This is a genomic window from Lysobacter sp. Soil_C_15 (genome assembly GCF_057657315.1).
On sequence record NZ_JBDGIR010000006.1, the window covers coordinates 1 to 25761 of the forward strand.

Below are 25761 nucleotides of genomic sequence, written 5' to 3' on the forward strand. Positions count from 1 at the left end.
TGGGGCGCCGCTCCTACATACGATGGTTTCGGGCTTCGATCGATGGCGGAGGCGTTGATTCCTCTGCGCGTCCCTTGATCGCGGCTCATGACTGAAGGAAATCCCTGTGGGACGCCGCTCCTACCAGAGCCATCCGGCGATTCACATCGCGCTGCGGTACAGCCCGACCGCGCTCAGGCGCGGGGTGTCGTAGGCGTGCTCGACGGTCAGGCGGACGCGGCGCGCGCGCAGCGGATCGAAGCGCTCCAGGCGCTTGTGGCCGATGGTCGTGCCCCAGGCGAAGGGCTGCCAGCGGCCTTCGTGCCAGCGCTCGATGCGGTAGTTGGCGATGTGTTGGCCATGGGCGATGGCTTCCTGCAGGCACAAGGTGTCGAACTCCATGTCCTGCGCGGATTCGAATTCGATCCAGCCCGTGCGCGCGCCGCGCGGCGCGCTCCAGTAGGTTTCGGGGTCGGCCTCCAGCACACGCTCGGGAGCGTGCCCGCGGGCCTGGCCGCTGGCGCGTACGCGCGCGCCGGCCAGCCAGTTGCCGGCGCCGAATACCGCCTCGCGCAGCCGGGCGAAACCGGCCAGCGCGGCCACGTCGATGTCGTGAAAACGGCCGCTGCGGGTCGGCGGCACGTTGAGCAACAGCTTGCTGTTGCGCCCGACCGAAGCGAAGTACAGCGCCAGCAACTGTTCCGGCGTACGCACCTTGGCATCTTCGGCCGCATGCCAGAACCAGCCCGGCCGGATCGATACGTCCGACTCGCCCGGTCGCCAGGCGGTGCCGTAAGGATCGCCCTGCTGCAGCGCGTCGCCGACCCAGGGCCGGTCGAAACCGGCGTGCGGTACGCGCCCGGGATCGACCGTCGACCAGCAGGTGTGGCCGGCGATGCCGCGCTCGTTGCCGATCCAGCGCACGTCGGGCCCGGCGTCGGAGAACACGATCGCCTGCGGCTGCAGTTCTCGCACCGTACGGTGGATGCGCGGCCAGTCGTAGGCCTGGCGCTTGCCGTTCGGGCCTTCGCCGTTGGCGCCGTCGAACCAGACCTCGTGCACCGGCCCGTAGCCGGTCAGCAGTTCGGTGAGCTGGGCGATGTAGAAATCGTCGTAGGCGCGACCGCGGCCGTAGCGCGGCTCATGGCGGTCCCAGGGCGAGAGGTAGAAGCCGACCGCCAGGCCTTCGCCGCGGCAGGCGTCGACGAACTCGCGCACCACGTCGCCGCGGCCGCCGCGCCAGGGGCTGTTGCGCACGCAGTGTCCGGTGGTCGCGGTCGGCCACAGGCAGAAGCCGTCGTGGTGCTTGGCGGTGAGGATCAGGCTGCGGAAGCCGCCGGCCTTGGCCGCGCGCGCCCATTGCCCGGCGTCCAGGTCGCTGGGCGCGAACAGCTGCGGGTCTTCGTCGCCCTCGCCCCATTCGCGGTCGGTGAAGGTGTTGACGGTGAAGTGCACGAACATCGACAGCTCTTCGCGCTGCCAGGCCAGTTGCTGCGGCGTCGGACGCGGCCGCGAAATCGGCGCGGCGGGTTCGGGCGTGGCCGCCAGGACCGGTGCGGTCGCGGCGAGCGCAGAGGCGGAAGTGGCGAGCAGGAAGCGGCGACGGTCCATGGCGAAGAGGAGCAAGCTGTCGAGCGTTCGAGTCTAGTGCCGGGCACGGCTCGCGCAAGTTTTGTCGCGCTTGGATTTGTTTGGACGCGTTTGGATTTGTTGCGGCTTTTTCGAGCGAAGAGCAAATCCCCCCTCCCCTTTTTCAAAAGGGGGGACCAGTCCGCTTGGCTGGAGTAACCCCACTTATCGCTTGCCGCCTTTCACCAACTCGTCCCGCCACGTCATTCATTGCCCCCTTTGAAAAAGGGGGCTCGCGCCTTGCGCGGCACGAAGTCCGATGCGACCGTCGGCGCGGGGGATTTGCCTTTCGGCGCCGGCAAACGCAAGGCCAACCAGTGCGCGCCTTTCGAATCGATCTGCCGGTTGACCGCGCCGCACCCACTCTGCTGGACTGCCGCGGTCCGTAGTGGAGACTCCCGATGTCGCCGATGCCGTCCTTGCGCGCCGCACTGATTCCCGTCCTGATCGCGCTGGCGTGCGCGTCGCCCGCATCCGCCGCCGCGCCTGCTTCGACCGTGCCGCGCCCGGCCGTCGCGCCGCCCAGCGAATCCCAGGCCGCGTTCGATGCGCGCATGCGCTGGTGGCGCGAGGCGCGCTTCGGCATGTTCGTGCATTGGGGCCTCTACTCCGGCGCCGCCGGCCGTTGGAACGGTACGCCGGTCAAGGGTTCGGCCGAATGGATCCAGCGCAATGCGCACGTGCCCAGCGACGAGTATGCGCGGCGGATGCTGCCGCTGTTCAAGCCCAAGCCCGGCTTCGCCCGCGAATGGGCGCGACTGGCCAAGCGCGCCGGCGCTCGCTATCTGGTGTTCACCAGCAAGCATCACGAAGGCTATGCGCTGCACGACAGCGCGGTCAGCGAGTTCGACGCCCAGGACACGGTCGGCCGCGACCTGGTGCGTGAAGTGGTGCAGGCCGCGCGCGCCGAGGGCCTCAAGGTCGGCCTGTACCACTCGGTGATCGATTGGCATCACCCGGCCTATCCCTACCGCGACTTCGCCCGCCTGGAACAGCCGCTGCCGCATCCGCTGGAGAAGACCGCGCCGGCCGACGATCCGGATTACGACCGACGCGCGAACCTGAAGACCTATCAGGATTTCCTGCAGGCACAGGTGCGCGAACTAGTCGAACACTATGGCCCGATCGACGTGCTGTGGTGGGACTACTCCAATCCCGGCGCCGAAGGCGAAACCTGGCGCGCCAGCGAGCTGATGGCGATGGTGCGTGCCGCCCAGCCCGGCATCGTCATGAACAATCGCTTGTACCGCTCGCTGGGCTACGACGATCCGCAGGGCAGCCTGCGTTGGTTCGACCGCGCGCACGGCGACTTCACCACGCCCGAACAGGCGGTGCCGGCGCAAGGCGTGGCCGGGGTGGACTGGGAAGCCTGCCTGACCATGAACGGTACCTGGGGCTATAGCGCGCTCGACCACGATTGGAAATCCAGTCGCGAGCTGATCCGCACCCTGGTCGACACCGCCAGCAAGGGCGGCAACCTGTTGCTCAACATCGGTCCGCTCGCCGACGGCAGCGTGCCGGCTCAAAGCGTGCAGCGGATGCAGGCGATCGGCGACTGGCTGCGCCGCAACGGCGATTCGATCTACGCCAGCCGGGCCAATCCGCTGCAGCCGGTGGAATGGGGCCGCATTACCGCGAACGACGACGGCCGTCTGTTCCTGCACGTGTTCGAGCGCCCCGCCAACGGCGAGTTGCGCCTGCGTCTGCCCGGCGCGCAACGCGCGCGCCTGCTCGACGGCGGCACCGAGCTGGAGGTGCGCCGCGACGGCGAGGATGTGCTGATTGCCCTGCCGCCACGCCTGCCCGATGCCGACGACAGCGTGATCGAGCTGCGCGTCCAGGCGGACGCCTGAGCGCCGTTCGTCAGACAGCGCGCCAACGGCGTTCATCTACCTGATTCCATCCCCTCGACCGGGGTGTCTCGGCGCGGCCTGCATCTGCCGCAGGGGGTCAACCGGCCATCGTCGATGCTATGCACGTCACGTATTGTGCGCGATAGATATCTAGAAATTACCCTTTTAATTCAACTTCTTAGGAATTTTTTCATCACGCGGCGTTGACATGCCCCCCACATAAATAGCGAGGACGTCAGGGGGCGTCATCAATGAAAAACATCGAGGTTTTCAGTATCGCCACGGCGCGGATCTGCGCCGCGGCGCTGGAGCAGCATCCCGTCGTAGCGCGTTTCAACGCCGAAGAATCGGCCCGTCATCTTCCCGGTCTGGACCCGAACAATCGCGAGGCGATGGCCGCCGCGGTGCTGGCCTGCGGCGCGACTTTCGAATGGCTGTTGGACGAGGGTTATCTGCGCAGCGGCGCCTGCGTCAAAGAGTCCTTGAACGGCGTCGCTTTCGTCCATGTCGCCTTGCGCTATCGGCTGACCGAGAAGGGCCTGGCCGTGCTCGGCACCCATGCCAACACCGCCGAGGAAAGCAAGACCATCGGCGAACGGCTGATCACCGCGGTCAAACTCGGCGGCGCCGAACGGATCAAGGAGTCGGTCAAGCTGATGATCGGCGCCGGGGCCGGCACCAGTGCGCGGCCTGCTTTGCCCGCCTACGGTTGAACCGAGCGCAAACCGTTTCGCGCAATCCCATCGCCCTGCCGCAGCGGACGACGCGTAGTCGTCCGCTGCGCTCGGCCGTGCCGGATCAGGGCGTATAGGTCAGCAGCAGCTGCGGCGCGTTGGCGCCTTCGCGCGAAGACCAGTCGACACCGTCGCTGACGCCGGAGGCCGGCACCAGGATCACGCCGTTGTTGGCGACGCTGCCGTTGGCCCAGTTCTTCACCAACTGCAGGCCGGTGGCGTTGAGGTTGAGGTACTGCGTGCCGGTCGCGCTGGGCACGAAGGAACCGAGCTTGCTGCCGAGGCTGGCGCCGCTGTAGGTGGCGTTGCTCTCGGTCCAGGCCGTGGTGACCTGATACAGGTCGTAAGTGCCGGTGGAGCGGTCCGCGACCTGCAGCTTGAGCTGCGCCGACTGCAGGTTCAGCCCGGCGGCGGAAGAGACGTTCCAGCCCATCAGGCCGCGCAACTGCTGGCCGCCGTCGCTGCCGTCGGCGTACAGCACCGCGGTGTTGACCCGGCTGCCGCCGGACTTGACCGTGACGTCGCGCACCGCGTTGAGCGTCAACGACGACGGCGGGGTGCTGTTCTTGTTGCAGGTGCCGCTGAACTGATCGGTGTAGCTGCTGCCGGCGCGCGGCACGAAGTTGCCGGTGTAGCCGGTCGCGGTCAGGGTCAGCTTGAGCACGCCGTGGGTGCTGTCGTTGCTCGCCTCCAGCAAGGAATGGCTGCCGCTGATGTCGTAGAACGCGCGCCCGCCGGTGCCGACCAGCACCTGGCGGATGCCGTCGGCGGCCGCTTGCTGGCTGGGATTCATCTTGGCGTAGCGCTGGTAGTTGTGGTCGTGGCCGACCAGCACCAGGTCGGCCTTGGCCGCATACAGAGCGTCCCAGAACGGCTTGACCTGGCTGTAGCCGCTGTAGCTGCCGCGGCTGAGCAAGGGATGATGGAAGTAGGCCGCGGTGCAGGGCTTGGTGTTGGCGGCCAGGTCCGCTTTGAGCCAGTTGATCTGGGTCGAGGACACGGTGCCGCCGGTCATGGTGTTGAGGGCGATGAAATGCCAGTCGCCGACGTCCCAGCTGTAATAGCCCTTGCTGCGGTCGCCGGCCGGGCCGGTCTGGTTGCCGACGCCGTTGAAGTAGTCGAAATAGCCGCTGGCGCCGCTGGTGTAGTACTCGTGGTTGCCTGGCGACGGGCTGGTCAAGGCCTTGAAGCGGCCCCAGGTCGGCGCATAGCGGTTGTTGAACTCGCTCAGGGTGCCGCTGTCGTAGGCGTTGTCGCCGGCGGTGAACACCGCGGTGGGGTTGATCGACACGATCAGGTCCGAGGTGCCTTTGCAGGCGGTGCCGCTGGTGTCGCAGATGTCGCCGGCGCCGGCCACGACCACGCTGGCCAGGTTCAGCGGCACCGCGCTGTAGTCGTAGCGGTCGAGCTGGAAGCGGCTGTCGGGCTGGCTGAAGTAGGGCTTGATGTCGACGCATTCGCCGCGCAGGGCGCGGGTGGTGAAGCTGCGCTCGTTCCAGTGCCGGCCTTCGAACACCAGCTTGTCGCCGCCGCTGCTGGTCAGCACCAACGAGTCGTAGCCGGCCAGCTTGAGCTCCTTGAAGCCCAGGCGCAGCCACTTGGCGCCGGCTTCGCAGACCTGGCCGGGCATCGCCGCGACCGCCAGCGGCGTGCCCTTGGCCGCCTGCACCGGCTTGCTGTGGGTGCTGTCCTCGGACAGCTGCAGGGTGCGCTGGGCGGCCTGCGCCGGTGCGCCGGCGAGGGCGCCGATCAAGGCGGCGGCGATCGCGACGCCGATCGGCGCGCGCTGGAGGATGAGGTTCACTGGCTGTCTCCGGAAGACGGTGATGGCGGGCGGCCGCGATCCGTTCGGGTCGCGATGGTTGCGGAGTTTGGCCGGAAAACCGCTACACGATTGCGACGGAAATCGCGTCGATTGCGGATGCCCGTGAGGCTGCCGTCACAGGTTTCGCCTCGTCCGACGGACGGTCGTCGGTGTGTGCGGTGATGGCACATTGATGAGGTGCGGTCCGCGTTCGGATGGACCGCTTCCTTCTGGCGGCCACGCGTTTGCCGTTGCCATAAAGAGCTTGGCGCCGCCTCGATCTCGCGAGACCGCCGTGAAGCCCCGCAGGGCGGGCCGCAAGGATGCGGCCCGTGCGCAGCCAGGCCAGGGGTGGCCTGTGCGGAGCAGCCCTGCGCAAACCGCGTCCCATAGTGGCCCTTGATTCGAAACAGGAATGGCGTTTTCTTTGGCTACCTTTGACCGCAGGAAATCCCGTGGGACTTTGTCGCCTTGGACAAAGAAAGTAGCCCGGCCGCTTGCGGGCGGAAGCTTTTGCTTTAGAGCTTTTGTAGCCTTCGAACGACAAACGGCGCGAGGCCGCAAGAACGCGGTCGCGGCTCACGCCGCTCCTACAAGGAGCGCAGGACAAGACGCGGCGAGGTTGAGGGATGGCGATCGCGGCTTGCGCCGCTCCTACAGGAGTAGCGCGCTCATTCGGCAGCGCCGGTGCCGCCGGCGCCGGCGATTTCGAGCAGTTCGATCTCGAAGTCGAGCACGGTGTTGGGTTCGATCTGCCCGGGCACGCCGCGTTCGCCGTAAGCGAGCTTGGACGGGACCCAGAATCGGTAACGGCTGCCGGGCGTCATCAGCTGCACGCCTTCGGTCCAGCCGGGCATGACCCGGTCGAGGACGAACTCGGCCGGATGATCGGTGTCGTAGGTACTCTCGAACTTGCTGCCGTCGGGCAGGCGGCCGATGTAGTTCACCCGCACCGTGTCGCTGGGCTTGGGGTGCGCGCCCTGGCCCTCGCGCAGCACCCGGTACTGCAGCCCCGAGGCGGTACTGCGCACGCCGGCGCTGCCGGCATTGCGCTTCAAGAACGCCTCGCCGCTTTCCAGGTTGCGCGCCGCCAGCGCCTGCTGTGCCTGGTCCTGCTTGGCGCGCAACGCGGCGCTGAAGCCTTCGCGGATCGTGCGGCTTTGCGCCTCGTCGAACAGCGGCTTGGCGCCGCCCTGGGCGTCGCGGATCGCACGCAGCACGATCTGCGGATCCAGTTCGCCGCGGATCGGCTCGATGCTGCGGGCGAAGTCGCGGCCGATCACGTAGCTGATGCGCGCCTTGTCGTCGCTCAGTTCGGCCGCGGTCAGCGCGGCGGCCGGCATCGCCGCCGCGGTCGCCGTTGCCGGCGGCGCTTTCGATGCGGGCGTGCAGCCGGCCAGCGCCATCGCAAGCGCGAGTCCGACGCGGCGAAAGGGCATGGACGGGGCGGAACCAAAGGCGGACTGACGCGACATGCGGACTCCGTAACGCGGGGTGGACGAGAAGGGAACCGGGATCCGGCGACCCGGGAGCGGGTAGCGGCAAACCAGATGCGGCGATAGGACCATGCGCGCGACCGGCGGCGTCAGTCGGTCACGGCGAAGCTCAGCATCATGCCCATGTCCTCGTGCTCGAGATTGTGGCAATGGAGCATGTAGCGCTGGGTGCCGGCGAAGCTCTGGGCGAAGTCGATGGCCAGACGCACGATCTCGCCGGGCCAGACCACCACGGTGTCGTTCCAGCCCAGGTCCTGCGGGCCCAGGCCGCCGGCGGCGACCTGGCGGCCGCGGATGTCGGGCGGACTGATGCTGCGCGAGAGCACCCGAAACTGGAACCCGTGCAAGTGCATCGGGTGCGGCATGCTGGTCATGCTGTTGCGGATCTCCCACACCTCGCGGCTGCCGCGCCGCACCGAGAACGCCGGCTCGTGGCCGGCGAGGTGGAAGTTCCAGTCGTTGATGAACCAGCGCCCTTGCTCGTCCATGCGCAGCCGCAACGCGCGCACCGGCCAGTCGCGCGTGTCCGGCAACGGCGGGATCCCCGCCATCGCCTCCAGCGGCGGCAGCCGCGCCGGCGGACGGCGTTCGGTCGCGCACTCGATGACGCGCAGTTCCATCAGGTCCAGCGCCTCGCCCATCGCCACGGCGCCGGGATGGTCGCCCATCGGGTCGGGCACGAACGCGCCGGACTCGTCCTCGTTCTCCATCGCCACGTATTCCAGGCTGCGCAACCGCACCCGTTCGCCCGGCGCGAGCGCGCCGAAGTCGACCAGCACGTCGGCGCGCTGGGCCGGCGCCAGGAACAGGTCGTCGACCGGCCAGGCGCGTTCGAGCAGGCCGCCGTCGGTGCCGATCAGCTGCATCGGCAGCACTCTGTCGCCGTGCAGGAAGCACGGCCGCAGCATGCGCGCGTTGGCGACGTTGACCAGGCGGAAGCGGTACCAGGCCGGAATCACGTCGAGGTAGGGCTCGGGCGTCCAGTTCACCAACACGCGGTTGCCGATCCAGTCGTCGGCGCCGTCCTTGTAGACGATGGCGTTGTCGGCGCCGACCTGCTTGTCGGCGATCATCAGCGGCAGATCGCGTTCGCCCCAGCGCATGCCCAGGCGCTGGCGCAGCGCGCGCTCTTCGTCGTCCTCGATCAGCAACAGACCGGCCAGGCCGCGTTGCAGTTGCACCCCGGTGCGACCGTGCGGATGCGCGTGGTACCAGTACAGGCCGGCGCGGTTGTCGATGCGGTAGCGGTAGCGCCGGCGCGCGCCGGGCGCGACCGGGTGCAGGCCGCTGCCGTCGTTGGCCTCGTCGACCGCGAGGCCGTGCCAGTGGATGGTGGTGGCCTCGGCGAGGCGGTTGTCGAGTTCGACCTCGACCGTGTCGCCGCGGCGCGCATGCAGGACCGGGTTGACCAGGGCCCGGCCGGCGACGCTGCCGGCATAGGACCACAGCGTGGTCGGCGCACCGGGAAACAGCGCCTGCGCCGTCGCCTGCGCGGTCAGCCGCAGCGGCGTGCGCAGGTCGGCCTCGGCCAGCAGGCCTTCGCCGCCGGGCAGGCGCAGCGGCTGGACGAAGCGCGCGTCCGGCGGCAGCAGCTGCAGGTCCGGCGCCGGGCCGCTGGCGAAGCGATGACCGTGCCCGCCGGTCCAGCGCCAGATCGCGATCGGGCCGGCGAGGGTCGCCGCACCGCCGATGGCCAGACCGGTCAGGAAGCGGCGGCGTTGCGGATCGGTCATCGTGCGCGGTCCCCGAAGTGCGCTGGAGCGACCCGCCATCTTCCACGGCCGATGTTGCAGTTGTCGCAAGCGCGCGGCGCTTCTGTGACGCCGATCAAGACTGACTCGGCCTCGCGGTCGGTAAGCACACTGCACTCGCGGGCGCTGCGAGCATGGGGCGCGCAGAAGGCCCACGCCAGGGCATGGGCTTAGCGGTGCGGCGCTCAGGCCGCCATCGCCGGCGTCGCGACCTCGCGCTCCTGGCCGCCGAATTCGCGGTAGCGTTGCAGCCACTGCGCCGGATCCAGCAGCAGGTCCGGGGTGTACAGGCCCGGCGCCGGCGCGGCGCCGCCGGACAGGCCGAGCAGGCGTTCCACGCCCAGGGCGATGCCCAATCCGGTCAGCGGCGCCTGGCCTTGCGGGTGGACCAGCTCGTAGCGGCGATGCGCCGGCGCGCCTTGGCGGTCGCGACCGTACAGGTCGAGCGCGATTTCGGTCGAATAGGCTTCGCCGCGGCGCCGGCTGGCGGTTTCGGCCAAGGCCAGGTCCAGGCGCACCGAGTCGGCGTCGGTCGCCGCCGCCAGGCTGACCACGTCCATCGGCGAGTAGGCGCTGGCCGGCAACGGGGTGCCGTCGACGCTGACCACGCGGCGCTCGGCCTCGGCGCCGCGCACCCAGCGCCAACGCCCGCGTTCGAGGATCTGCGCCGCCGCCGCGCTGGTCAGGCGCTCGTAGTCCGCCGCCGCGGCCGGGCCGCCCATGTCGAGTTCGTCGAGCACGGCGCTGATCTCGATCCGCTCGACTTGCTCGAACTCGCGCGCGTAATGCAGCGCGGGCAAGGTCGCCGCGCCGGCCAGCCAGTGGCTGGCGAGCAGGATCGGCGAGCGGTCCGGATGGCGCAGATGCAGCGCCACTTCCGGCGCCATCTCGAACGAGCCGTTGGACGTGCTGAGGTAGGGCAGGCGGTGATGCAGCGCGTACTTGAGCGTGTTCAGGCTCTCGTCCTTGAGCATGGTCACCACCGCGGAGTAACGCGCCGCCGGGTCGAGCCCGAGATCGGCGCGGTCCAGGTCGATCCGCACCGGCACCGCGGCGCCGAGTTCGGCCGCGGCGGCCGCGGCCTTGGCCGGATCGCGGCCGCCGATCGCCAGCGGCAGTTCGGGGTGGAGGCGGCGCAGGGCGCGTGCGACGTGGCGGCCGACGATGCCGGAACCGCCGACGATGAGGACGGGAGCGAGCGAGGAAGCGGTCATGATGGGGTCCTGTGGGTGCGGGCGGCGCGTCCGGCCGGGATGGCCGAAACACAAGCTACGATTGGTAACTTACGATTAGTAAGATACGCTGAGCCCCTGCACTGTCAAGCCCCAGCCAGACGAGAGACTGCGTTCCATGAGCGACACCCCCGCCCCGGCCCGGCGCCTGTCCAAGGCCGATCGCCGCGAGCAGTTGCTGGACACGGCGATGAACATCGTCCGCGAGCAAGGCACCGACGCCCTCACCCTGGGCTACCTGGCCGAGCGCGCCGGAGTCAGCAAACCGATCGCGTACGAGCATTTCGGCACCCGCTCGGGCCTGCTGATCGCGCTGTACCGGAAGATCGACGACCGCCAGTGCGCGATCCAGGCCCAGGCCTTCGAACGCGCGCCCAAGCGTCTGGGCGAAGTGGCGCGGCTGATCGGCGAGACTTACATGAGCTGCTTCCGCACCGCCGGCCCGGAGTACCACGCGATCTTCGCCGCGCTCAAGGGCGACGAGCAGATGGAGCGGGTGCAGCATGAACTGCTCGAAGCCTATGTCGCGTTCTACCGCGGCTTGTTGGCGCCGTACGCCAAATTTGATGCCGACGAGTTGCAGCGCCGCGGCGTCGCCATCGTCGGCGCCGCCGATGCCCTATCGCGCGAGATGACCCACGGCCGCATCGCCGAAGCCGATGCGGCCGCGACCCTGACCGCGGTGATCCTGGGGGCGATGCGGGCGGAAGCTTGAGTCGCTGCCGGCGCCGCGCGGCGCGCCGCTTCTGTAGGAGCGGCGTGAGCCGCGACCGACGAAGCGGTGCGATACCACGCCGCTGTCCTGGCTATCGATGCGGCAAGGCCGAAGCGCCGGGTGGTCCGGGCTTCGGCGACATGCGCTTGCGTACTTCACTTCGCTGGTCGCGGCTTACGCCGCTGCTGCAGGCGAGGATTTACAGCTTCGGTCGAACGCACCGAGCTTGAGCGGCGCGCCGCTTGTGTAGGAGCGGCGTGAGCCGCGACAGCCGAAGCGGTGCGATACCACGCCGCTGTCCTGGCTATCGATACGGCGAGGTCGAAGCGCCGAGGCGATCCGGGCTACGGCAGCCTACGCTTGCGTGCACTGCGGCGGCGGTCGCGGCTTACGCCGCTCCTACAGGGGCGCGGCGATGGCTAGGCCGAATCGATCTCGGCCGCGCGGGCGAGCAACAGCTCGCGTTCGCGTACGTTGCGGGTCAACGCCGCGGCGCGCTCGAACTCGGCGCGCGCCTCCTCGCGCCGGCCCAGCTTGAGCAACAGATCGCCGCGCACGCTCGGCAGCAGGTGGTACTGCTTCATCGACGGCTCGTCGAGCAGGCTGTCGGCCAGTTGCAGGCCGACCGCCGGACCGAACGCCATCGACAGCGCCACCGCGCGGTTGAGCTCGATCACCGGCGACGGGGTCAGCAGGGCCAGGCGCTGGTACAGCGCGGCGATGCGCGGCCAGGGCGTGTCCTGCGCGGTCGGCGCGCGTGCGTGGCAGGCGGCGATCGCCGCCTGCAGGGTGTACGGGCCGTTGCCGTCGGACAGGCGCGCGGCGCGTTCCAGCGCATCCAGGCCGCGCTGGATCTGGATCCGGTCCCAACGCGTGCGGTCCTGGTCCAGCAGCAGGATCGGCTGCCCGTCCGGACCGGTGCGCGCCTTGGCCCGCGAGGCCTGGATTTCCATCAGCGCGACCAGGCCGTGCACCTCGGCCGCCTTGGGCATCAGCCCGGCCAGGATACGGCCCAGGCGCAGGGCGTCCTCGCACAGGCCCGGGCGCATCCAGTCGTCGCCGGCGGTGGCCGAGTAGCCTTCGTTGAAGACCAGGTAGATCACTTCCAGCACCGAGGCCAGGCGCTGCTCCAGTTCCTCGCCGCGCGGCACCTCGAACGGCACCTGGGCGTCGGCGAGGGTGCGCTTGGCGCGGACGATGCGCTGGGCGATGGTCGGTTCGGCGGCGAGGAAGGCGCGGGCGATCTCGTCGGTGGTCAAACCGCCGAGCAGGCGCAGGGTCAGGGCGACGCGGGCCTCGGTCGACAGCACCGGATGGCAGGAGATGAACACCAGCCGCAGCAGATCGTCGCCGATGTCGTCGTCGAGGCGGTCGAAGAAGGCCTCCTCGATCTCGTCCTGGCCGGCTTCGATCTCGCGCCCGATCTCCTCGTGCTTGCGGTCGAGCAGCTTCTTGCGCCGCAACCGGTCGATCGCGCGGTGCTTGGCGGTCTGCATCAGCCAGGCGCCGGGGTTGTCCGGCACGCCGGTTTCCGGCCAGCGCTCCAGCGCCGAGACCAGGGCGTCCTGGGCCAGTTCCTCGGCCAGGCCGACGTCGCGCACCATCCGGGTCAGGCCGGCGATGACTTTCGCCGACTCGATGCGCCAGACCGCGTCGATGGCGCGATGGGTCGCGCCGAGATTGGAAGAGGTGGCCGTCACGGCGACCGATCAGACCACCTCGCGTGCGCCGGCGCAAGCGCCGTTCGGCCGTTGCCGGCGCCCGACCAAGCGCGATCTCAAGGCACGCAGGCCGCTTGCGCGCAGTTGATCATCCACGGCACGCCGAAACGGTCGGCGACGATGCCGTAACGCTGGGCCCAGAAAGTCTGCTGCAGCGGCATCTGCACCATGCCGCCGTCGGCCAGCGCGGCGAAGATGCGTTCGGCCTCGGCGACGTCGCTCAGGCCCAGGGCCACGTGCGCGCCGCTGATGCCGCGATACGGATACAGCGCGGTGGCGTCGGTGCCCATCAGCTCGAAGCCGCCGAGCCGGTAGCAGGCGTGCATGATCTTGTCGCGTTCCTGCGCGCCGATCTCGTCGCAGCCGGGGTTGTCGGCGAAGGTCATCAGCGCGACGACTTCGCCGCCGAGGGTGCGGGCGTAGAACTCGAAGGCCTGGCGGCAGTCGCCGTCGAACGAGAGGTAGGTGCTCAGTTGCATGGTGGCGGGTTTCCGTAGCGGAGTGGGTGAGAGGGCGAAGGCGGCGGACGCGCACGGACGCAGCCGGATCGACAGCAGCGGACGCATGCGCCGGCGGCGCCTCAGTGGGAGCGGGCGACGGCGCTGCCGGCCGGACGCGGCTCGGCCTCGGCGGCCGGATCGAAATCGACCGTGTCGAACACGCGCCGGATCTCGATCTGCGAACGCAGGCCGTCGGGGTTGGGCACGCGCTTGACCCATTCCACCGCCTCTTCCAGCGAACGCGCCTGGATCAACCAGAACCCGGCCACCAGTTGCTCGGTTTCCGGGAACGGGCCGGCGATCACCCGGCGGGCGGTGCCGTCGAAATGCACCCGCGCACCTTGCGCGCTGGGGCGCAGGCCCTCGGCGGCGAGCAATACCCCGGCGCGGACCAGGGCCTGGTTGTAGGCGCCCATCGCCTGCAACAGCGCCGGGTCGGGCGGCCGGCCCGACTCGCTGTCCGGGTCGGCCTTCACTATCAGCATGAATTTCATCGTCGTCTCCTGGCAGAGAGGACCCGGAACCGGGCGCTCACCGGAACGACGAATCGGCAGCGGCAGAATCGACAGGCCGCCCGACACGCCGGCGCGGCAAAAAAAATCGCGGTCCGTCGCACCGCGGGTGGACGGACCGCGAACAAGCGCGCCGGGCTTGGGGAGACCGGCGCGTGGAGGTCCGCGCCAGCGCAGGCGCCGTCCGGCCGTGGCCGAGCGCCTGTCGCACCGATGGTTCGGTTCGACCTTAATCGCTGGCGCCCGCGGCGAACCGGACCGGTGTCCGGTAACGCGGCGAACGCGTTTGCCGAAGTTGCCGGGTTGCCGGGCGCTGCGCCGGACGCCCGCCTACCAAGTCCGTTGCCGTTGCCGTGAAGAGCTTGGCGCGGCAGCGACCTCGCGAGAACGCCCTGAAGCCCCGAAGGGCGGCCCGCAGGGATGCGGCCCGTGCGCAGCCAGGCCAGGGATGGCCTGTGCGGAGCAGCCCCCCGCAGGCCTCGTCCCATAGTGGCTTTTGATTCGAAACAGCCATGGCGTTTTCTTTGGTTACTTTTGACCGAAGGAAATCCCGTGGGACTTTGTCGCCTTGGACAAAGAAAGTGACCCGGCCGCTTGCGGACGGAAGCTTTGCTTTTGAGCTTTTGTAGCCTTCGAACGGCAAACGGCGCGAGATCGCAAGAACGCGGTCGCGGCTTACGCCGCTCCTACAGACGGTAACTTCGAGCTTCGATCGCTGACGACGGTCTTGGGTTCTCTACGCGTCCCGTGGTCGCGGCTTGTGACCGAAGGAAATCCCTGTGGGACGCCGCTCTTACCCTTCGCGATGGTTTCGGGCTTCGATCAACGGCAAAGGCGTTGATTCCTCTGCGCGTCCCTTGGTCGCGGCTCACGCCGCTCCTACAAGGGCGCAGGACAAGGACACGGCGAAGGGCGAGATGGCTTTGAAGCCTTCGAAAAACAAACGGCGCGAGACCGCAGCAGCGCGGTCGCGGCTTGTGACCGAAGGAAATCCCTGTGGGACGCCGCTCCTACCCTTCGCGATGGTTTCGGGCTTCGATCGATGACATCGGCGTTGGATTCTCTGCGCGTCCATTGGTCGCGGCTCACGCCGCTCCTACAGGGGGCGCAGGACAAAGACGCGGCGAAGGGCGAGATGGCGATGACCCCTGCGACGGTTTCGGGCTTCGGCTAGGAGGGTGAGCCGGGCTTCAGGCGCGCGGCGATTTGGGCTTGGCGGGCGCGGACACCGCCGGCCGGGAGACGGTGCGGCGGATCGCGTTGGCCAGCGGACTGGGCAGACCGCAGCATGGGGGCGGCGCGATCGCCGCCGGCGCGCGTTTGCGGCTGCCGCTGCCGGCGTCAGCCATGGACGCGGCCCGGGCCGCGCTCAACCGGCGTCGCAGCCATCGCGCGCCCCGTTCGCCGCCTGCCACTGCTGCAGGTAGTCGTCGAGCCGGTCCAGCCGCTGGTCCCAGAACGCGCGGTAGCGATCGAGCCAGCCGGAAATCTCCTGCAGCCGCGCCGGTTCCAACCGGCACGGCCGCCACTGCGCCTCGCGGCCGCGTGCGATCAGCCCGGCCCGCTCGAGCACCTTGATGTGCTTGGAGATCGCCGGCAGGCTCATGGCGAAGGGTTCGGCCAGCTCGGTCACGCCGGCCTCGCCTTGCGCCAGGCGCGCCAGGATCGCGCGCCGGGTCGGATCGGCCAGGGCCGCAAAGGTACTGCTGAGCGAATCGACGGACATGTCGCTGAACCGAGAGGTTAAATAGCCGAGTCGTTGATAAGCCTGCGCCAAAAGGGTGTCAAGCCACCGTCGTCATGAGCTTGGCGTGCGGGTCCCGCCGGGCCGCTGCGCCCCGCCCTTCAGGACTTCATGCCGCCGGCCGGGCCTCGCCGGCGCGCGCGGCGTCCACAGACCGCGGCCATGCTCGCAGTACAGCCCGGAGCCGAGGCCGGCCGTCGCTGCTTCGCTGCCCCAAGGACGGCCGATCCGATGCCGCCTGTCCCACTCGACGACGCAGCGCTCGCCTGCTGATCGCACCGGCGCAGCTGCGGGCTGCGCCGAAACGCACCGCGTCTGTGCGGCGCCGGCGCCGGCGCGTCCCGACTCGACCTGATCCGCGCCGCCGAGCGGCCCGCGGCTCATTCGTAAGGCGCGTGCTCCAGGCCCTGCGAGGCCAGGATATGGTTGATGTGCGAGACGACGTGGCCGCGCTCCGGGCGCGGAGTCACCGTCAGCAGGCGTTCGACCAGACTGTCGACGCGGCTCCAGAACACTTCGTCGTCGCGCCAATGCCGGCGCCACAACGGCAACGCCGCGCGCAGCTGACACAGATCGCCGTCGAGTTCGGCTCGGGTTCGATGCATCTCACTTCCCCTCCGCAACGGCGGGCCGGAACCCGCCACGCTGTCGACCGCCCAAGGACGGCCTTGGCAACACCAGTCCATGCTGGGGGCGCATGGACGCTTTACCGCCAACCGACCGCCGTCCCCTCCATGGTCCGACGTCCGCTTCCGCGGCGCTCCTGAGTTCGAACGTGGGAGCGCGGCGTTTTCCCCACCTTAGGTCAGGACCGGCCTGCCGATAAAGTGATGATGCTCACAATAGCAAAGCTTGGAGCTGATGAGCGGTAGGCGGGAGGGGCGACAGCGGCGGAGCCGACCCTGGCCTCAGGCCGGATCGGCCGCCGCCGGCGTGGCCTTAGCGCTCGCCCGCAGGCGTTCGCGCAGGCGCAGTCCCGGTCGCTCGATCAGGTAGTGCAGCGCGGCCCCGGCCAGCAACGCGCCGCCGGCGTAGACCGCGAACGCAAGCAGGCCGTGCGGCTCCAGCGCATCGCCATAAGCGCGCGCGACCATGCCGAACACCGCCTTGTGGGTCAGGTAAAGGCTGAACGACGCCGCCGCCAACCAGGCCGCGCCTGGCACGCGCAGGCGTCCGCTCCAGCGGTGCTCGGCGCTGCCCGCCGCGACCAGCAGGGCCAGACCGAGGGACAGCACCGGAAAACCGAACACCGAAGCCTGCAGCCCGAGGCGTTCGCGCGAGAGCCAGATCGCCGCGCCGACCAGGGCCAGGCCGAGCAAGACCAGGCTGCCGGCACGACGCTGCAGGGCCTGCCATGCCGCCGGCCGATAGGCGCGCAGCGCGGCCAGCAACACGCCGGCAAGCAGGCCGTCCAGGCGCATCCAGGTCGGGTAATAGATCCGCTCGACCCAGGCGTTGGCGCCATCGTCCACGCTCGCCTGCCAGACCACGGCGCGCAGCGCCATGCCGCCGCCGACCAGCAACACCGCCAGCAGCACGGTCTTCCATACCGCCGGCCGTCGGGTCAGCCACAGCGCCAGGGCCGGAAACAGCAGATAGAAATGCTCTTCCACGCACAGCGACCAGGCGTGCGAGAACGCCTTGTTGCGTTCGTAGTCGATCAGCAGGTTGATGCTGAAGCTGAGGAACTGCCACGCCGGCTGCATGCCCGGCCGCTCGCGGAACGCCGGCAGCCACAGGTACAGCGCCAACACCACCCAGAACGCGGGCAGCACGCGCAACGCGCGACGCAGATAGAAATCGCCGAACGCCAGCGGTTCGCCGCGGCTCAATGGCCGCAGCACCTGCCAGCCGATCAGATAGCCGCTGAGTACGAAAAACAGATCCACGCCCATCCAGCCGAACTGCGACATCGGCATGTACGGCGAGCCGAGTCCGGCTCCGGCGGCGTGAAAAAACATCACCCAAACGATCGCGATCGCGCGCAGCAGATCGAGGCCGGGCAGTCGGCTCATCTAATGGTCCTGAAGTTGGGAGCAAGGCAGACGGTGTGGCTGCGATCGCATCGCGACGTTGCATCGCGACGTAGAGACCGCGCACACAGTCTGCGCTCTGCGCACAACGGCAACAAGAGGTTTTGCAAGCGCAAGCGGCTTGGGTTGCCACATTTGGTTGGGACTTTCGGGACTCGGGACTCGGGATTCGGGACTCGGGATTCGGGAGTTGGGATTCGGGAGTTGGGATTCGGGAGTTGGGATTCGGGAGTTGGGATGCGGGAGTTGGTGTGAGGTGTGAGGTGTGAGGTGTGAGGTGTGAGGTGTGAGGTGTGAGGAGTGAGGAGTGAGGTGTGAGGTGTGAGATGTGAGGACTTAGGAGTTGGAGTCGGTAGCCGCCGAACAGCATGAGGCATGCACCCACATCGAAGCCGCCATCAACATTCCCCCCCTTTGAAAAAGGGGGGCCAGGGGGGATTTGCTTTGGCTTTGGCTTTGGCTTTGGCTTGGGCTTGGGCTTGGGCTTCGGCTTCGGCTTCGGCTCTGGCTTTTTGCTCATCGCTGTCGAAAGAGCGAACGGCAAAAGCGAATCCCCCCTGGCCCCCTTTTTCAAAGGGGGAACGTCGGTGCGGCGAACAGCGTCTCGGCGTGTGGAACGCAACGGTGCGGTTCGCGTGCGGCCCCAACCTCGCGGACCTAGGGTTGCCCCGAGGATGCCCCCGCCGCGGCGGAGGATTAGCGTCTGCACAGGCGCACCGTGCCGGTGCGGGGTTTCTGCTGGGAGAAGGTCCATGCTGGGAGGGCTGCCAAACTTGTTCGGGGGCGGCAACCGGCCGTCCCTGCCCGGCCTGGGCGGGCCCAACGGGCTGCCCGATCCCCTGGGCCTGGGCGGCGACCACGGCAATGGCCACGGCCCCGGCGGCAACGGCCCGCCGGGTCTGGACGGCGGCCTGCCGCCCGGCCTGGCCAAGCCGCACGACGGCGGCCCGAATCCGGGCGGCAACGTCGACTCGGGCCATCACCACGGCGGCGACCACAACAACGCCGGCAACGGGCCCTCGCCGTCGGGCACCAACCCGACCACGCCCGACGCCGCCAATACCTCCAACCACAACACCCCGAACGTGGTCAGCTCGGGCTCGCCGATCGACGACCAGATCGCCGCGTATCCGAGCCGGCTGTTGCCCGGCCAGTCGGCGCACGGCGCGAATTCGGCGCAGGCCTTCAACCAGGCCACCCAGTACCCGGCGCCGACCCTGTCCGAGCGCGCCCTGAGCAGCTTCGCCGCCTCGCCGGCGGCGATGAACCGCGCCGATGCAGTGCCGGCCAACGTCAACGTGCTGCAAGCCGCGCCGAACCAGACCGCTGCATTGCCGTCCCCGGTCGCCAGCGCCCAGGCCGCGAGCCAGGCCCAGGCCGCCGCGCCGGCGCTGGCGATGCCGCCGGCGCACCCCAATGCGGTGCCGGCCGCGCCGATGGCGGCGATGGCGCACGGCGAATCGCTGGCCGCGCAGCAGAGCCTGCTCAACCAGTTGGCGATGATGCAGAAGCTCGGCCAGCCGCCGGCGGCGGTCGCGGCCAATGCCGCGGCGGCGCACGCCGAGAACGCGACCGCGCCGAACGTGATTCCGCTGACCGTCAACACTTCGGCCAACGACCCGCGCGGCCTGCCGACCGCGCTCAACGACCGCGTGCAGTTGCTGCGCGGCGACAGCGCGCTCAACGGCGGCGCCTACCTCGGCGAGGGGCCGCTGCGGCGGCCGCTGGGCCGCGGCGCGCGCATCGATGCGGCCTCGCTGACCTACTGGCTGTGGACGCTGGGGCGCGGCGGCGTGCATCGCCCGACCCATGAGAACCAGCCCAACCGCGAAGTGCTGCGCGCGCTGCAATGGCTGTTCTGGCTGCTGACCGTGGTCGCCTATGCCTGCCTGGCCACCGCGGTGATCATGCTGTTGCCCACCGGCGAACTGGTCAGCGATCGGGTCGCCACCGCCGGCGGCGGCGGCGCGCTGATGATCGGCGTGGTGGTCGCCGCGGGCGCCTGGCTGGTGGGGCGGCGCTTGAACCGGCGCAGCTGAGCCGCCTTCGATCGTTCCGGCCGGATCGGCCCGCAGGCGGTGCGCAGGGTAGAGATCGTCGCCTGCTACGCCGCGGAGCTACTAACGGCCATGTAGCCCGTTGAAGCGCCTGCGCGTCCCTGTCGCGGCTTGTGACCGGAGCAAATCCCGCCGGCGCCGCTCCCCATTGCGGCCGTCGTCTCGATCGGCGGCGAAGCGGTTGCAGGTTCCGCGCGCGTTCCTTGTCGCGGCTCGCGCCGCTCCTATCCCTTTGCGATGTCGCTTTGGCAGGCGACGACGTGATTGCGCGTTCTGCGCGTCCCTGTCGCGGCTTATGACCGAAGGAAATCCCGCAGGACGCCGCTCCTACAGGCGAGACGGCGGCCATGCCGCCAACCGCCGCGCCACCCTGAGCGGATCTTCAATCCCACGCCCCGAGTCCCGAGTTCCGAGTCCCGGCCTGCAAAAACGAAAACGCCGGGCCCGAAGGCCCGGCGTTCGCGCGACTCGGAGTCGGTGCGGCTTGAGCGCTTAGTTGCGCTTGGCCATCGCGCCCTGGGCTTCGCCCATGGTCTTCAGCGCGGTGCTGACGGCGTTGATGAACATCGAGTACATCTGGCTCTGCACGGTCAGCTCGGTCGAGTCGGCCGCGGTCGGCTTGTCGCCGATGGCCTCGGCCTTGTTCATGAGCGCTTCGCCGGCCTTTTCGATCAGCTTGCCCATCGCAGTGGCGAACGCCACCAGCCAGCCGCCCGCCGCGCCGGCACGGCCGCCGCGCTTGGAACCGCCGGTCTCGTCGACGCCGGCGCTATCGACCATCTGCTGCTGCGAAAACTGAGCGTACGAGGCATTGATGTCCGACATGACACTCTCCCTGGTGATTTGGCGATATCAGCCGCTTGTCGCGTTTCGGTGCGGAAGCGGGATTGAATGACTTGGTGGGTGAATTATCGGCCCGGGCCGAAGCCTGTACAGCTGGGGCGTTCCCTAGGGGAAACCGGGCCGTGGGGCGCGGAATGTGAGGGCACTCACGCTCCGCGCCGCGCCGGGTTCAGCGATAGGTCTTGACCGGGCGCTTGGCGCCCAGCGAGGACGGCAGGCCCGCCGGCGGCGCCGGGGTCGCACTGCTGCCGTTGCCGCCCGCGTTTTCGCCGTCGGCCTGCGACTGCAGCCATTCCAGCGCCTGGTCCTCGCCGTCGCGCTGGCGGCGCTGGGCGAACTCGAGCGCGCGCTTCACGGTCGGGTTGTTCAGCGGCTCGGCGAAGGCCTTGCTGAGCCCGTCGCGGTCGCCGGCCTGGATGACCCGGTTCTCCTGCAGCACGTCCAGGGTCTGGCTGAGGTTGGCCATCAGCGCCTGCGGGTCGGCGACATCGTCCGGCTTGGCTTCGTCGAGGGCGCGGGTGAAGTGATGCATCAGCGCGTCGCGATCGGCCGCGTCGATGCCGGACTGCTCGCGCAGCAGGGCTTCGAAGTCGGCGACCATCTGATCGCGCTGCTCCTGGGTCGGGGTGAAGGGCTGGGACATCGGACTCTCCTGTCGCAACTGATGGTGAAAACGAAACGTATTCGAACGGAACAGTAGACAACGCGCCCGCGCCGCATCGGAAGCGCACCCGCGCCGATCTTCGACGCGGTGCGGATTTCCGTCGCGACCGCGCAGTATCGCCAGTCGCGCGCGGCGGCGAATCCTCGGGCCGCCCCCAGGTCGGCGCGCTGCTCAGCGCTTCGGCGCGAAGCCTCCGTCGCGCAATGCCACCGCGCGGAAATCGATGCCGACCGTGCGCCCGATCGCGGTCATGCCCTCGCGCAGGCTGGCGCGCTCGGCCGGGCCGCGCGCGTTCTGCCAGGCGGCGCCGGCCAAGGTCGCGACCAGGCCGTACAACTCGGCCGCTTCCTGCAATTGCTGCGGCCGCATCGAGGTCAGCTTCTGTCCGCGCGCGAGGCTGTCGGCCAGGCGCGCGCGCAAACCGGCGAACGCCGCCTGGTGATCGCTGCGCGCGCCGTCGTTGGCCAGGGTCCAGCCGTAGACCATGAAGGCGTTGAGCACGTCGCCGAAGTTGCGGGTGGAGTAGCCGTGCGCGCGCAGGCGCTGGCCGAACTGGGCCTGCAGCCGGCCGGACTGCAGGGCCTGCAGCACTCGCTCGCGGTCGTCGCCGCCGATCTGCCGCGCCAGCAGGGCGCGGAACTGCGGATGGCGCTCGAAGGCGCCGTCGATGTCGCGCAGCACCTCGCTGTCCAGGCTCGGCCGGCGTCCGGTCAGGCTGTCGGCGAAAGCGGCGTTGAGCGCCGCCGACACCGCCGGCTGCGGGGCGAAAGCGAGGCTGTCCAGTTGCGCGGCGGCGCTGCGCGCCGGGGCCGGCTTGGGCATGGTGCGCAGCGGCGCGCGCCGGTCGCCGCGCTGGGGTTCGGCCTCGCCGCGGTGGCGCATGATCTGCGAATGGGTATAGGCGCCGACGCCGTCGATCAGCGGCGCGTTGTCCTGCGCCGCGGCGGCGCCTAGGCCGGCCGCGCACATCGACGCGGCCAGGGCGGCGCGCAGCGCGACGGCGTGAACGGCTGCATGAACGGCAATAGTCGTGGACGGGGCCATGGCGGTCTCCTGCCGCGCGCCGACGAGGGCGCGCGGCGCGAGCGGCTCGCGGTCAGCCGTGGAAATGCGGATCGATGCTGAGCTGGCCGAGGTTGCGCGCGGCGAAGCGGCGCGCCAGTTCGGGGCCGGCCTCGCGGATCGCGTCATAGCTGGAGCGCGAACGCACGTCGGCGCGCAACTGCCAGCCCTCGGCGGTCTTGGTCAGCAGCAGGTCGGTGCCCGGCAGAGTGTCGTCTGCCAGGCGCAACAGGACCTGGTTGTCTTCGCCGCTGGCGCCGCCGTCGCTGACCGCGAGCTGGCGCACGTGGCGCTCGACCAGGTCGGCGAAGGCGGCCGCGTTCGAGGTCGGCTGAGTCGGCTGGGTCTGGGTGGCGGCGTCGCGCATCGCCAACTGCGCCTGCCACATCGCCGACGCCTCGGCCGGCGGCAGCGAGGCGTCGGCGCGTTCGCCGCCGGCCTGACGCGATTCCTCGTGGCCGCGTTCGCCTACCGCGTGGTGGCGGGCGGTGTTGGTCGCGGCGCGCTCGCGCACCGCGTCGCCGATCAGGCGCTGGCTGGTCTGCTCGGCGGCCTCGCCCTCGCCTTCCAGCAGGCCGAAACCGCTGTCCTGGGCCGCGTCCTGGCTCTGCGCGCCGGACTGGGCGAACGCGCCCTGGCGCTGCTGCATCAGGTGGCGGAACTGGTCGACGCTCTCCGGCGCGGCCGGCTGGCGCGGCTGTTCGCGCGGCTGCCTGGCCTGCTCGGCGGCCTCGTTGCGCTTGGCCGAATCGGATTCGGACGACGAGGAGCTGTTGCGGATCGTGCTCATGGCGACCTCGGTTCAGAAGGGGCCGTTCGTAGGCTGGCGCTGGGCCATCATCAGATCGGCGGTGAGGGCTTCCTCGCGGCGCTGGTGCTGCAGGTTCTGCTCCTTGCGCCACAGGTCCTTGCGTTTTTCCAGCGCGTCCAGCCGCGCCTTGGCGCGGAAGAACGCCTTGCGCGACTCGTCCAGCGCCGCCTCGGCCTCGCGCAGCTTGCCCTGCGCTTCCTGCAGGCGCTGCTGGGCGGCGACGCCGAGCTCGCCGAGGTGGTCGATATGCGCTTCGCGCTGCGACATCGCCATCGGCCAGGGCACGCCCGGCGGCGGCGGATCCATCAACCGCAGGCGCTGCGCCGCGCGCTCGTCGCGGATCGCGTCGATCTCGCCCTGGATGCGGGTGCAGGCGTCTTGCTTCTCCTGCACCTGGCGCTGGCGCTCGAGCACCAGCATCCGCGCCGTCTCGACCCGGTGCGCGCGCAGTTGCAGCAGCGTGTGCAGGGGATAGCGCTTCATGCGAACAACCTGCGCAGGGCGTCGATGGACTGCTTGTAGTCGGCCAGGTCGGCGGACGGCTGCTGCAGCAGCTTGCGGATCGGGCCGATCTTCTCGATCGCGATGTCGGCCTCCGGGTCGCTGCCGCGCTTGTACTCGCCCAGCTGCAGCAGCAGTTCGATGTCCTGGTGCTTGGCCAGGTACTTGCGCAATTGGCCGGCGGCGCGCTGGTGGGCCTCGTCGGCCACCCGCGGCATGGTGCGGCTGAGGCTGACCAGCACGTCGATGGCCGGGTAGTGGTAGGCCGCGGCGAGCTTGCGCGACAGCACGATGTGGCCGTCGAGGATCGAGCGCACCTCCTCGGCCACCGGGTCGTCGCCGTCCTCGCCTTCCATCAGCACGGTGTAGAACGCGGTGATGCTGCCCTTGTCGTTGTTGCCGGCGCGCTCGAACAGGCGCGGCATCTGGCTGAACACCGACGGCGGGAAGCCGCGCCGCGCCGGCGGCTCGCCGATCGCCAGGCCGACGTCGCGCAGGGCGCGGGCGAAGCGGGTCACCGAGTCGACCAGCAGCATCACCCGCTTGCCGCGGTCGCGGAAGTACTCGGCGATGGCGGTCGCGACCCAGGCCGCGCGGCTGCGCTCCAGCGCCGGCCGGTCGGAGGTGGCGACGACGATGATCGACTTCTGCAACCCGGCTTCGCCGAGGTTGTCGTGGATGAATTCGTTGACCTCGCGGCCGCGCTCGCCGACCAGGGCGATCACGTTGACGTCGGCGTCGCCGCCGCGCGCGAGCATGCCCAGCAAGGTGCTCTTGCCGCCGCCGGCGACGGCGAAGATGCCCAGGCGCTGGCCGACGCCGGCGGTGATGAGGGTGTCGAGCGCGCGCACGCCGGTGGCGAACGGCCGCTCGATCAGCTGCCGCGCCAGCGGATTGGGCGAGGCGGCGTAGATCGGCACTTGCACGGTCGGGCCCAGGCCGCCGCGGCCATCGAGCGGCTCGCCGTTGGCGTCGAGAATGCGCCCGAGCAGGCCGTCGCCGCAGCGCACCGAGGCCTGGCGGCCGGTGGCGACGACTTCGGTGTCGTGAGCCACGCCGTCGAGCGGGCCGAGCGGAGTCAGCAGGGTGTACTGGCGCGACACGCCGACCACTTCGGCGGCGAGGCGGAACTGGCGGTCGCGCGGACTGCGCAGCTCGCACAGCTCGCCGATCATCGCCTTCAGCCCGGTGGCGCGGATCATGGTGCCGTAGGCCTCGGCGACCTTGCCCACGCGCACCACCTTGGGCACCCGCGCCAGCGCGGCGATCAGCGGATCCTGCTGCGACACCGGCGCGGGCGCCGGCTGCAGCACTAGGCGCGGCAGGCTGCTCATCGCCCGCTCCGCGCGTTGCGGCCGCGCCGGCGCGCGGCGTTCACGGCGCCGGCTCCGCGTGCTCGGCGCCGTACTCGGCGCCCGACAGGGCCAGGCGGATCGCCTCGATCTGCTGGGCCACGCCGGCGCGCACTTCGCCGACTTCCGAGACCACCACGCAGCTGAGCTTGTCCAGGCTTTCGTCGTCGACCAGCTCGATCACCCCGACCACGGGGTGCGCCTGGCGCACCAGGCCCAGGCCCTTGGCGACTTCCTCGCGCACGCTGGGGTGGACCCGGATCAGCAGGAACTGCTCGGCCTGGGCGGCCTCGACCGCGTGCATCACCAGCGGCGGCACCACGCTGCGCGCGTCGAAGTCGGGCGAGATCCGCGAGACGATCGCGCAGGCCAGCTCGGTGACCCGGCTGCCTGCGTCGGCGAGCACGCGCGCGCGGCGTTCGTTGAGGTCGGCCAGCTGCTGCGCCATCTGTTGCTGGGCGCGCGCCAGGCCTTCGGCGAAGCCGGCCGCATAGCCGGCCTCGCGGGCTTGCTTGATCTCTTCGCCGGCTTCGGCGTACAGCGCGTTGACCCGCGCCAGCATCTGGTCGAGTTCGGCGATCGCGTTCCACTGCCTGGCCGGCACCACGGTGCCGGCGACGGCGCGTTCGAACTGGCGCCGCTCGAACACCGCCACGGTCGCGCCGCCGCGGCCGGGCTGGAGCCGGCGGGCGCTGCCGTCGGCGGCGCTCGCCGCGGCGGAAGCGGCGGACGGCGTGGCGACGGAGGCGAGCGGGTCGGCGTGCATGG

22 protein-coding genes are annotated in these 25761 nt (G+C 69.9%); 4 read left to right on the top strand and 18 right to left on the bottom strand.

The genetic code is table 11. The features are described 5' to 3' along the window. Positions 1–141: 141 nt before the first annotated feature. On the bottom strand, positions 142–1605 hold the full coding sequence (locus AC3A57_RS14865) for an alpha-L-fucosidase (protein ID WP_487579623.1): 1464 nt from the start codon (positions 1603–1605) through the stop codon (positions 142–144). A gap of 404 nt (positions 1606–2009) precedes the next feature. Here AC3A57_RS14865 and AC3A57_RS14870 point away from each other — a divergent pair, with 404 nt between their 5' ends. After that, complete coding sequence (locus tag AC3A57_RS14870) at positions 2010–3461, top strand: alpha-L-fucosidase (protein WP_487579624.1); 1452 nt, start codon at positions 2010–2012, stop codon at positions 3459–3461. A 251-nt stretch (positions 3462–3712) separates the two neighbouring features. After that, a complete protein-coding gene (locus tag AC3A57_RS14875; protein WP_221670903.1) occupies positions 3713–4174 on the top strand; it encodes a hypothetical protein in 462 nt (153 codons plus the stop codon). Between the two features lie 85 nt (positions 4175–4259). Here the strand turns inward: AC3A57_RS14875 and AC3A57_RS14880 are convergent, their stop codons facing one another. The 4 genes from AC3A57_RS14880 to AC3A57_RS14895 all read right to left on the bottom strand — a co-directional run bounded on the left by AC3A57_RS14880 (position 4260) and on the right by AC3A57_RS14895 (position 10460). Then, on the bottom strand, positions 4260–5999 hold the full coding sequence (locus tag AC3A57_RS14880) for a DNRLRE domain-containing protein (RefSeq protein WP_487579625.1): 1740 nt from the start codon (positions 5997–5999) through the stop codon (positions 4260–4262). Positions 6000–6670: 671 nt separating this feature from the next. Next, complete coding sequence (locus AC3A57_RS14885; RefSeq protein WP_487579626.1) at positions 6671–7405, bottom strand: FKBP-type peptidyl-prolyl cis-trans isomerase; 735 nt, start codon at positions 7403–7405, stop codon at positions 6671–6673. Positions 7406–7584: 179 nt separating this feature from the next. After that, positions 7585–9228, bottom strand: coding sequence for a multicopper oxidase family protein (locus AC3A57_RS14890; RefSeq protein ID WP_487579627.1), 1644 nt, complete (start codon positions 9226–9228; stop codon positions 7585–7587). Between the two features lie 203 nt (positions 9229–9431). Beyond that, complete coding sequence (locus AC3A57_RS14895; RefSeq protein ID WP_487579628.1) at positions 9432–10460, bottom strand: hypothetical protein; 1029 nt, start codon at positions 10458–10460, stop codon at positions 9432–9434. Between the two features lie 136 nt (positions 10461–10596). Between AC3A57_RS14895 and AC3A57_RS14900 the strand changes: the two genes are divergently transcribed. Continuing rightward, the gene (locus AC3A57_RS14900; protein WP_487579629.1) at positions 10597–11193 is read left to right on the top strand and encodes a TetR/AcrR family transcriptional regulator; all 597 of its coding nucleotides are present in this window, start codon (positions 10597–10599) and stop codon (positions 11191–11193) included. 419 nt (positions 11194–11612) lie between these two features. On the opposite strand, the gene AC3A57_RS14905 is transcribed toward AC3A57_RS14900, so the two are convergent. From AC3A57_RS14905 to AC3A57_RS14930, 6 genes are all read right to left on the bottom strand, one after another. Further along, positions 11613–12893 (bottom strand): RNA polymerase sigma factor, encoded by a 1281-nt coding sequence (locus AC3A57_RS14905; protein ID WP_487579630.1) that lies wholly within the window; start codon positions 12891–12893, stop codon positions 11613–11615. A gap of 77 nt (positions 12894–12970) precedes the next feature. Then, positions 12971–13393 (bottom strand): VOC family protein, encoded by a 423-nt coding sequence (locus AC3A57_RS14910; protein ID WP_487579631.1) that lies wholly within the window; start codon positions 13391–13393, stop codon positions 12971–12973. Between the two features lie 101 nt (positions 13394–13494). Continuing rightward, positions 13495–13908, bottom strand: coding sequence for a YciI family protein (locus AC3A57_RS14915; protein WP_487579632.1), 414 nt, complete (start codon positions 13906–13908; stop codon positions 13495–13497). Positions 13909–15295: 1387 nt separating this feature from the next. Further along, positions 15296–15652 carry an ArsR/SmtB family transcription factor gene (locus AC3A57_RS14920; RefSeq protein WP_487579633.1) on the bottom strand — a complete coding sequence of 119 codons (357 nt, stop codon included), beginning with the start codon at positions 15650–15652 and terminating at the stop codon, positions 15296–15298. 398 nt (positions 15653–16050) lie between these two features. Then, positions 16051–16275 carry a hypothetical protein gene (locus AC3A57_RS14925; RefSeq protein ID WP_064748800.1) on the bottom strand — a complete coding sequence of 75 codons (225 nt, stop codon included), beginning with the start codon at positions 16273–16275 and terminating at the stop codon, positions 16051–16053. A gap of 303 nt (positions 16276–16578) precedes the next feature. Further along, a complete protein-coding gene (locus AC3A57_RS14930; RefSeq protein ID WP_487579634.1) occupies positions 16579–17685 on the bottom strand; it encodes an acyltransferase family protein in 1107 nt (368 codons plus the stop codon). A gap of 770 nt (positions 17686–18455) precedes the next feature. Here AC3A57_RS14930 and AC3A57_RS14935 point away from each other — a divergent pair. Further along, the gene (locus tag AC3A57_RS14935; protein ID WP_487579635.1) at positions 18456–19742 is read left to right on the top strand and encodes a hypothetical protein; all 1287 of its coding nucleotides are present in this window, start codon (positions 18456–18458) and stop codon (positions 19740–19742) included. 510 nt (positions 19743–20252) lie between these two features. On the opposite strand, the gene AC3A57_RS14940 is transcribed toward AC3A57_RS14935, so the two are convergent. From AC3A57_RS14940 to AC3A57_RS14970, 7 genes are all read right to left on the bottom strand, one after another. Next, complete coding sequence (locus AC3A57_RS14940; protein ID WP_064748030.1) at positions 20253–20585, bottom strand: hypothetical protein; 333 nt, start codon at positions 20583–20585, stop codon at positions 20253–20255. Between the two features lie 187 nt (positions 20586–20772). Beyond that, positions 20773–21246 carry a hypothetical protein gene (locus tag AC3A57_RS14945; RefSeq protein WP_487579636.1) on the bottom strand — a complete coding sequence of 158 codons (474 nt, stop codon included), beginning with the start codon at positions 21244–21246 and terminating at the stop codon, positions 20773–20775. A gap of 192 nt (positions 21247–21438) precedes the next feature. Beyond that, complete coding sequence (locus tag AC3A57_RS14950) at positions 21439–22311, bottom strand: hypothetical protein (RefSeq protein WP_487579637.1); 873 nt, start codon at positions 22309–22311, stop codon at positions 21439–21441. 52 nt (positions 22312–22363) lie between these two features. Then, positions 22364–23119: a hypothetical protein gene (locus AC3A57_RS14955; RefSeq protein WP_487579638.1), complete on the bottom strand. Its 756-nt coding sequence runs from the start codon at positions 23117–23119 to the stop codon at positions 22364–22366. A gap of 12 nt (positions 23120–23131) precedes the next feature. Beyond that, positions 23132–23623 carry a hypothetical protein gene (locus AC3A57_RS14960; RefSeq protein WP_487579639.1) on the bottom strand — a complete coding sequence of 164 codons (492 nt, stop codon included), beginning with the start codon at positions 23621–23623 and terminating at the stop codon, positions 23132–23134. Beyond that, positions 23620–24975 (bottom strand): FliI/YscN family ATPase, encoded by a 1356-nt coding sequence (locus AC3A57_RS14965; RefSeq protein ID WP_487579640.1) that lies wholly within the window; start codon positions 24973–24975, stop codon positions 23620–23622. Before AC3A57_RS14965 ends, AC3A57_RS14960 begins: the two co-directional genes overlap by 4 nt. A gap of 40 nt (positions 24976–25015) precedes the next feature. After that, on the bottom strand, positions 25016–25759 hold the full coding sequence (locus AC3A57_RS14970; RefSeq protein WP_221670885.1) for a FliH/SctL family protein: 744 nt from the start codon (positions 25757–25759) through the stop codon (positions 25016–25018). Positions 25760–25761: the final 2 nt, after the last annotated feature.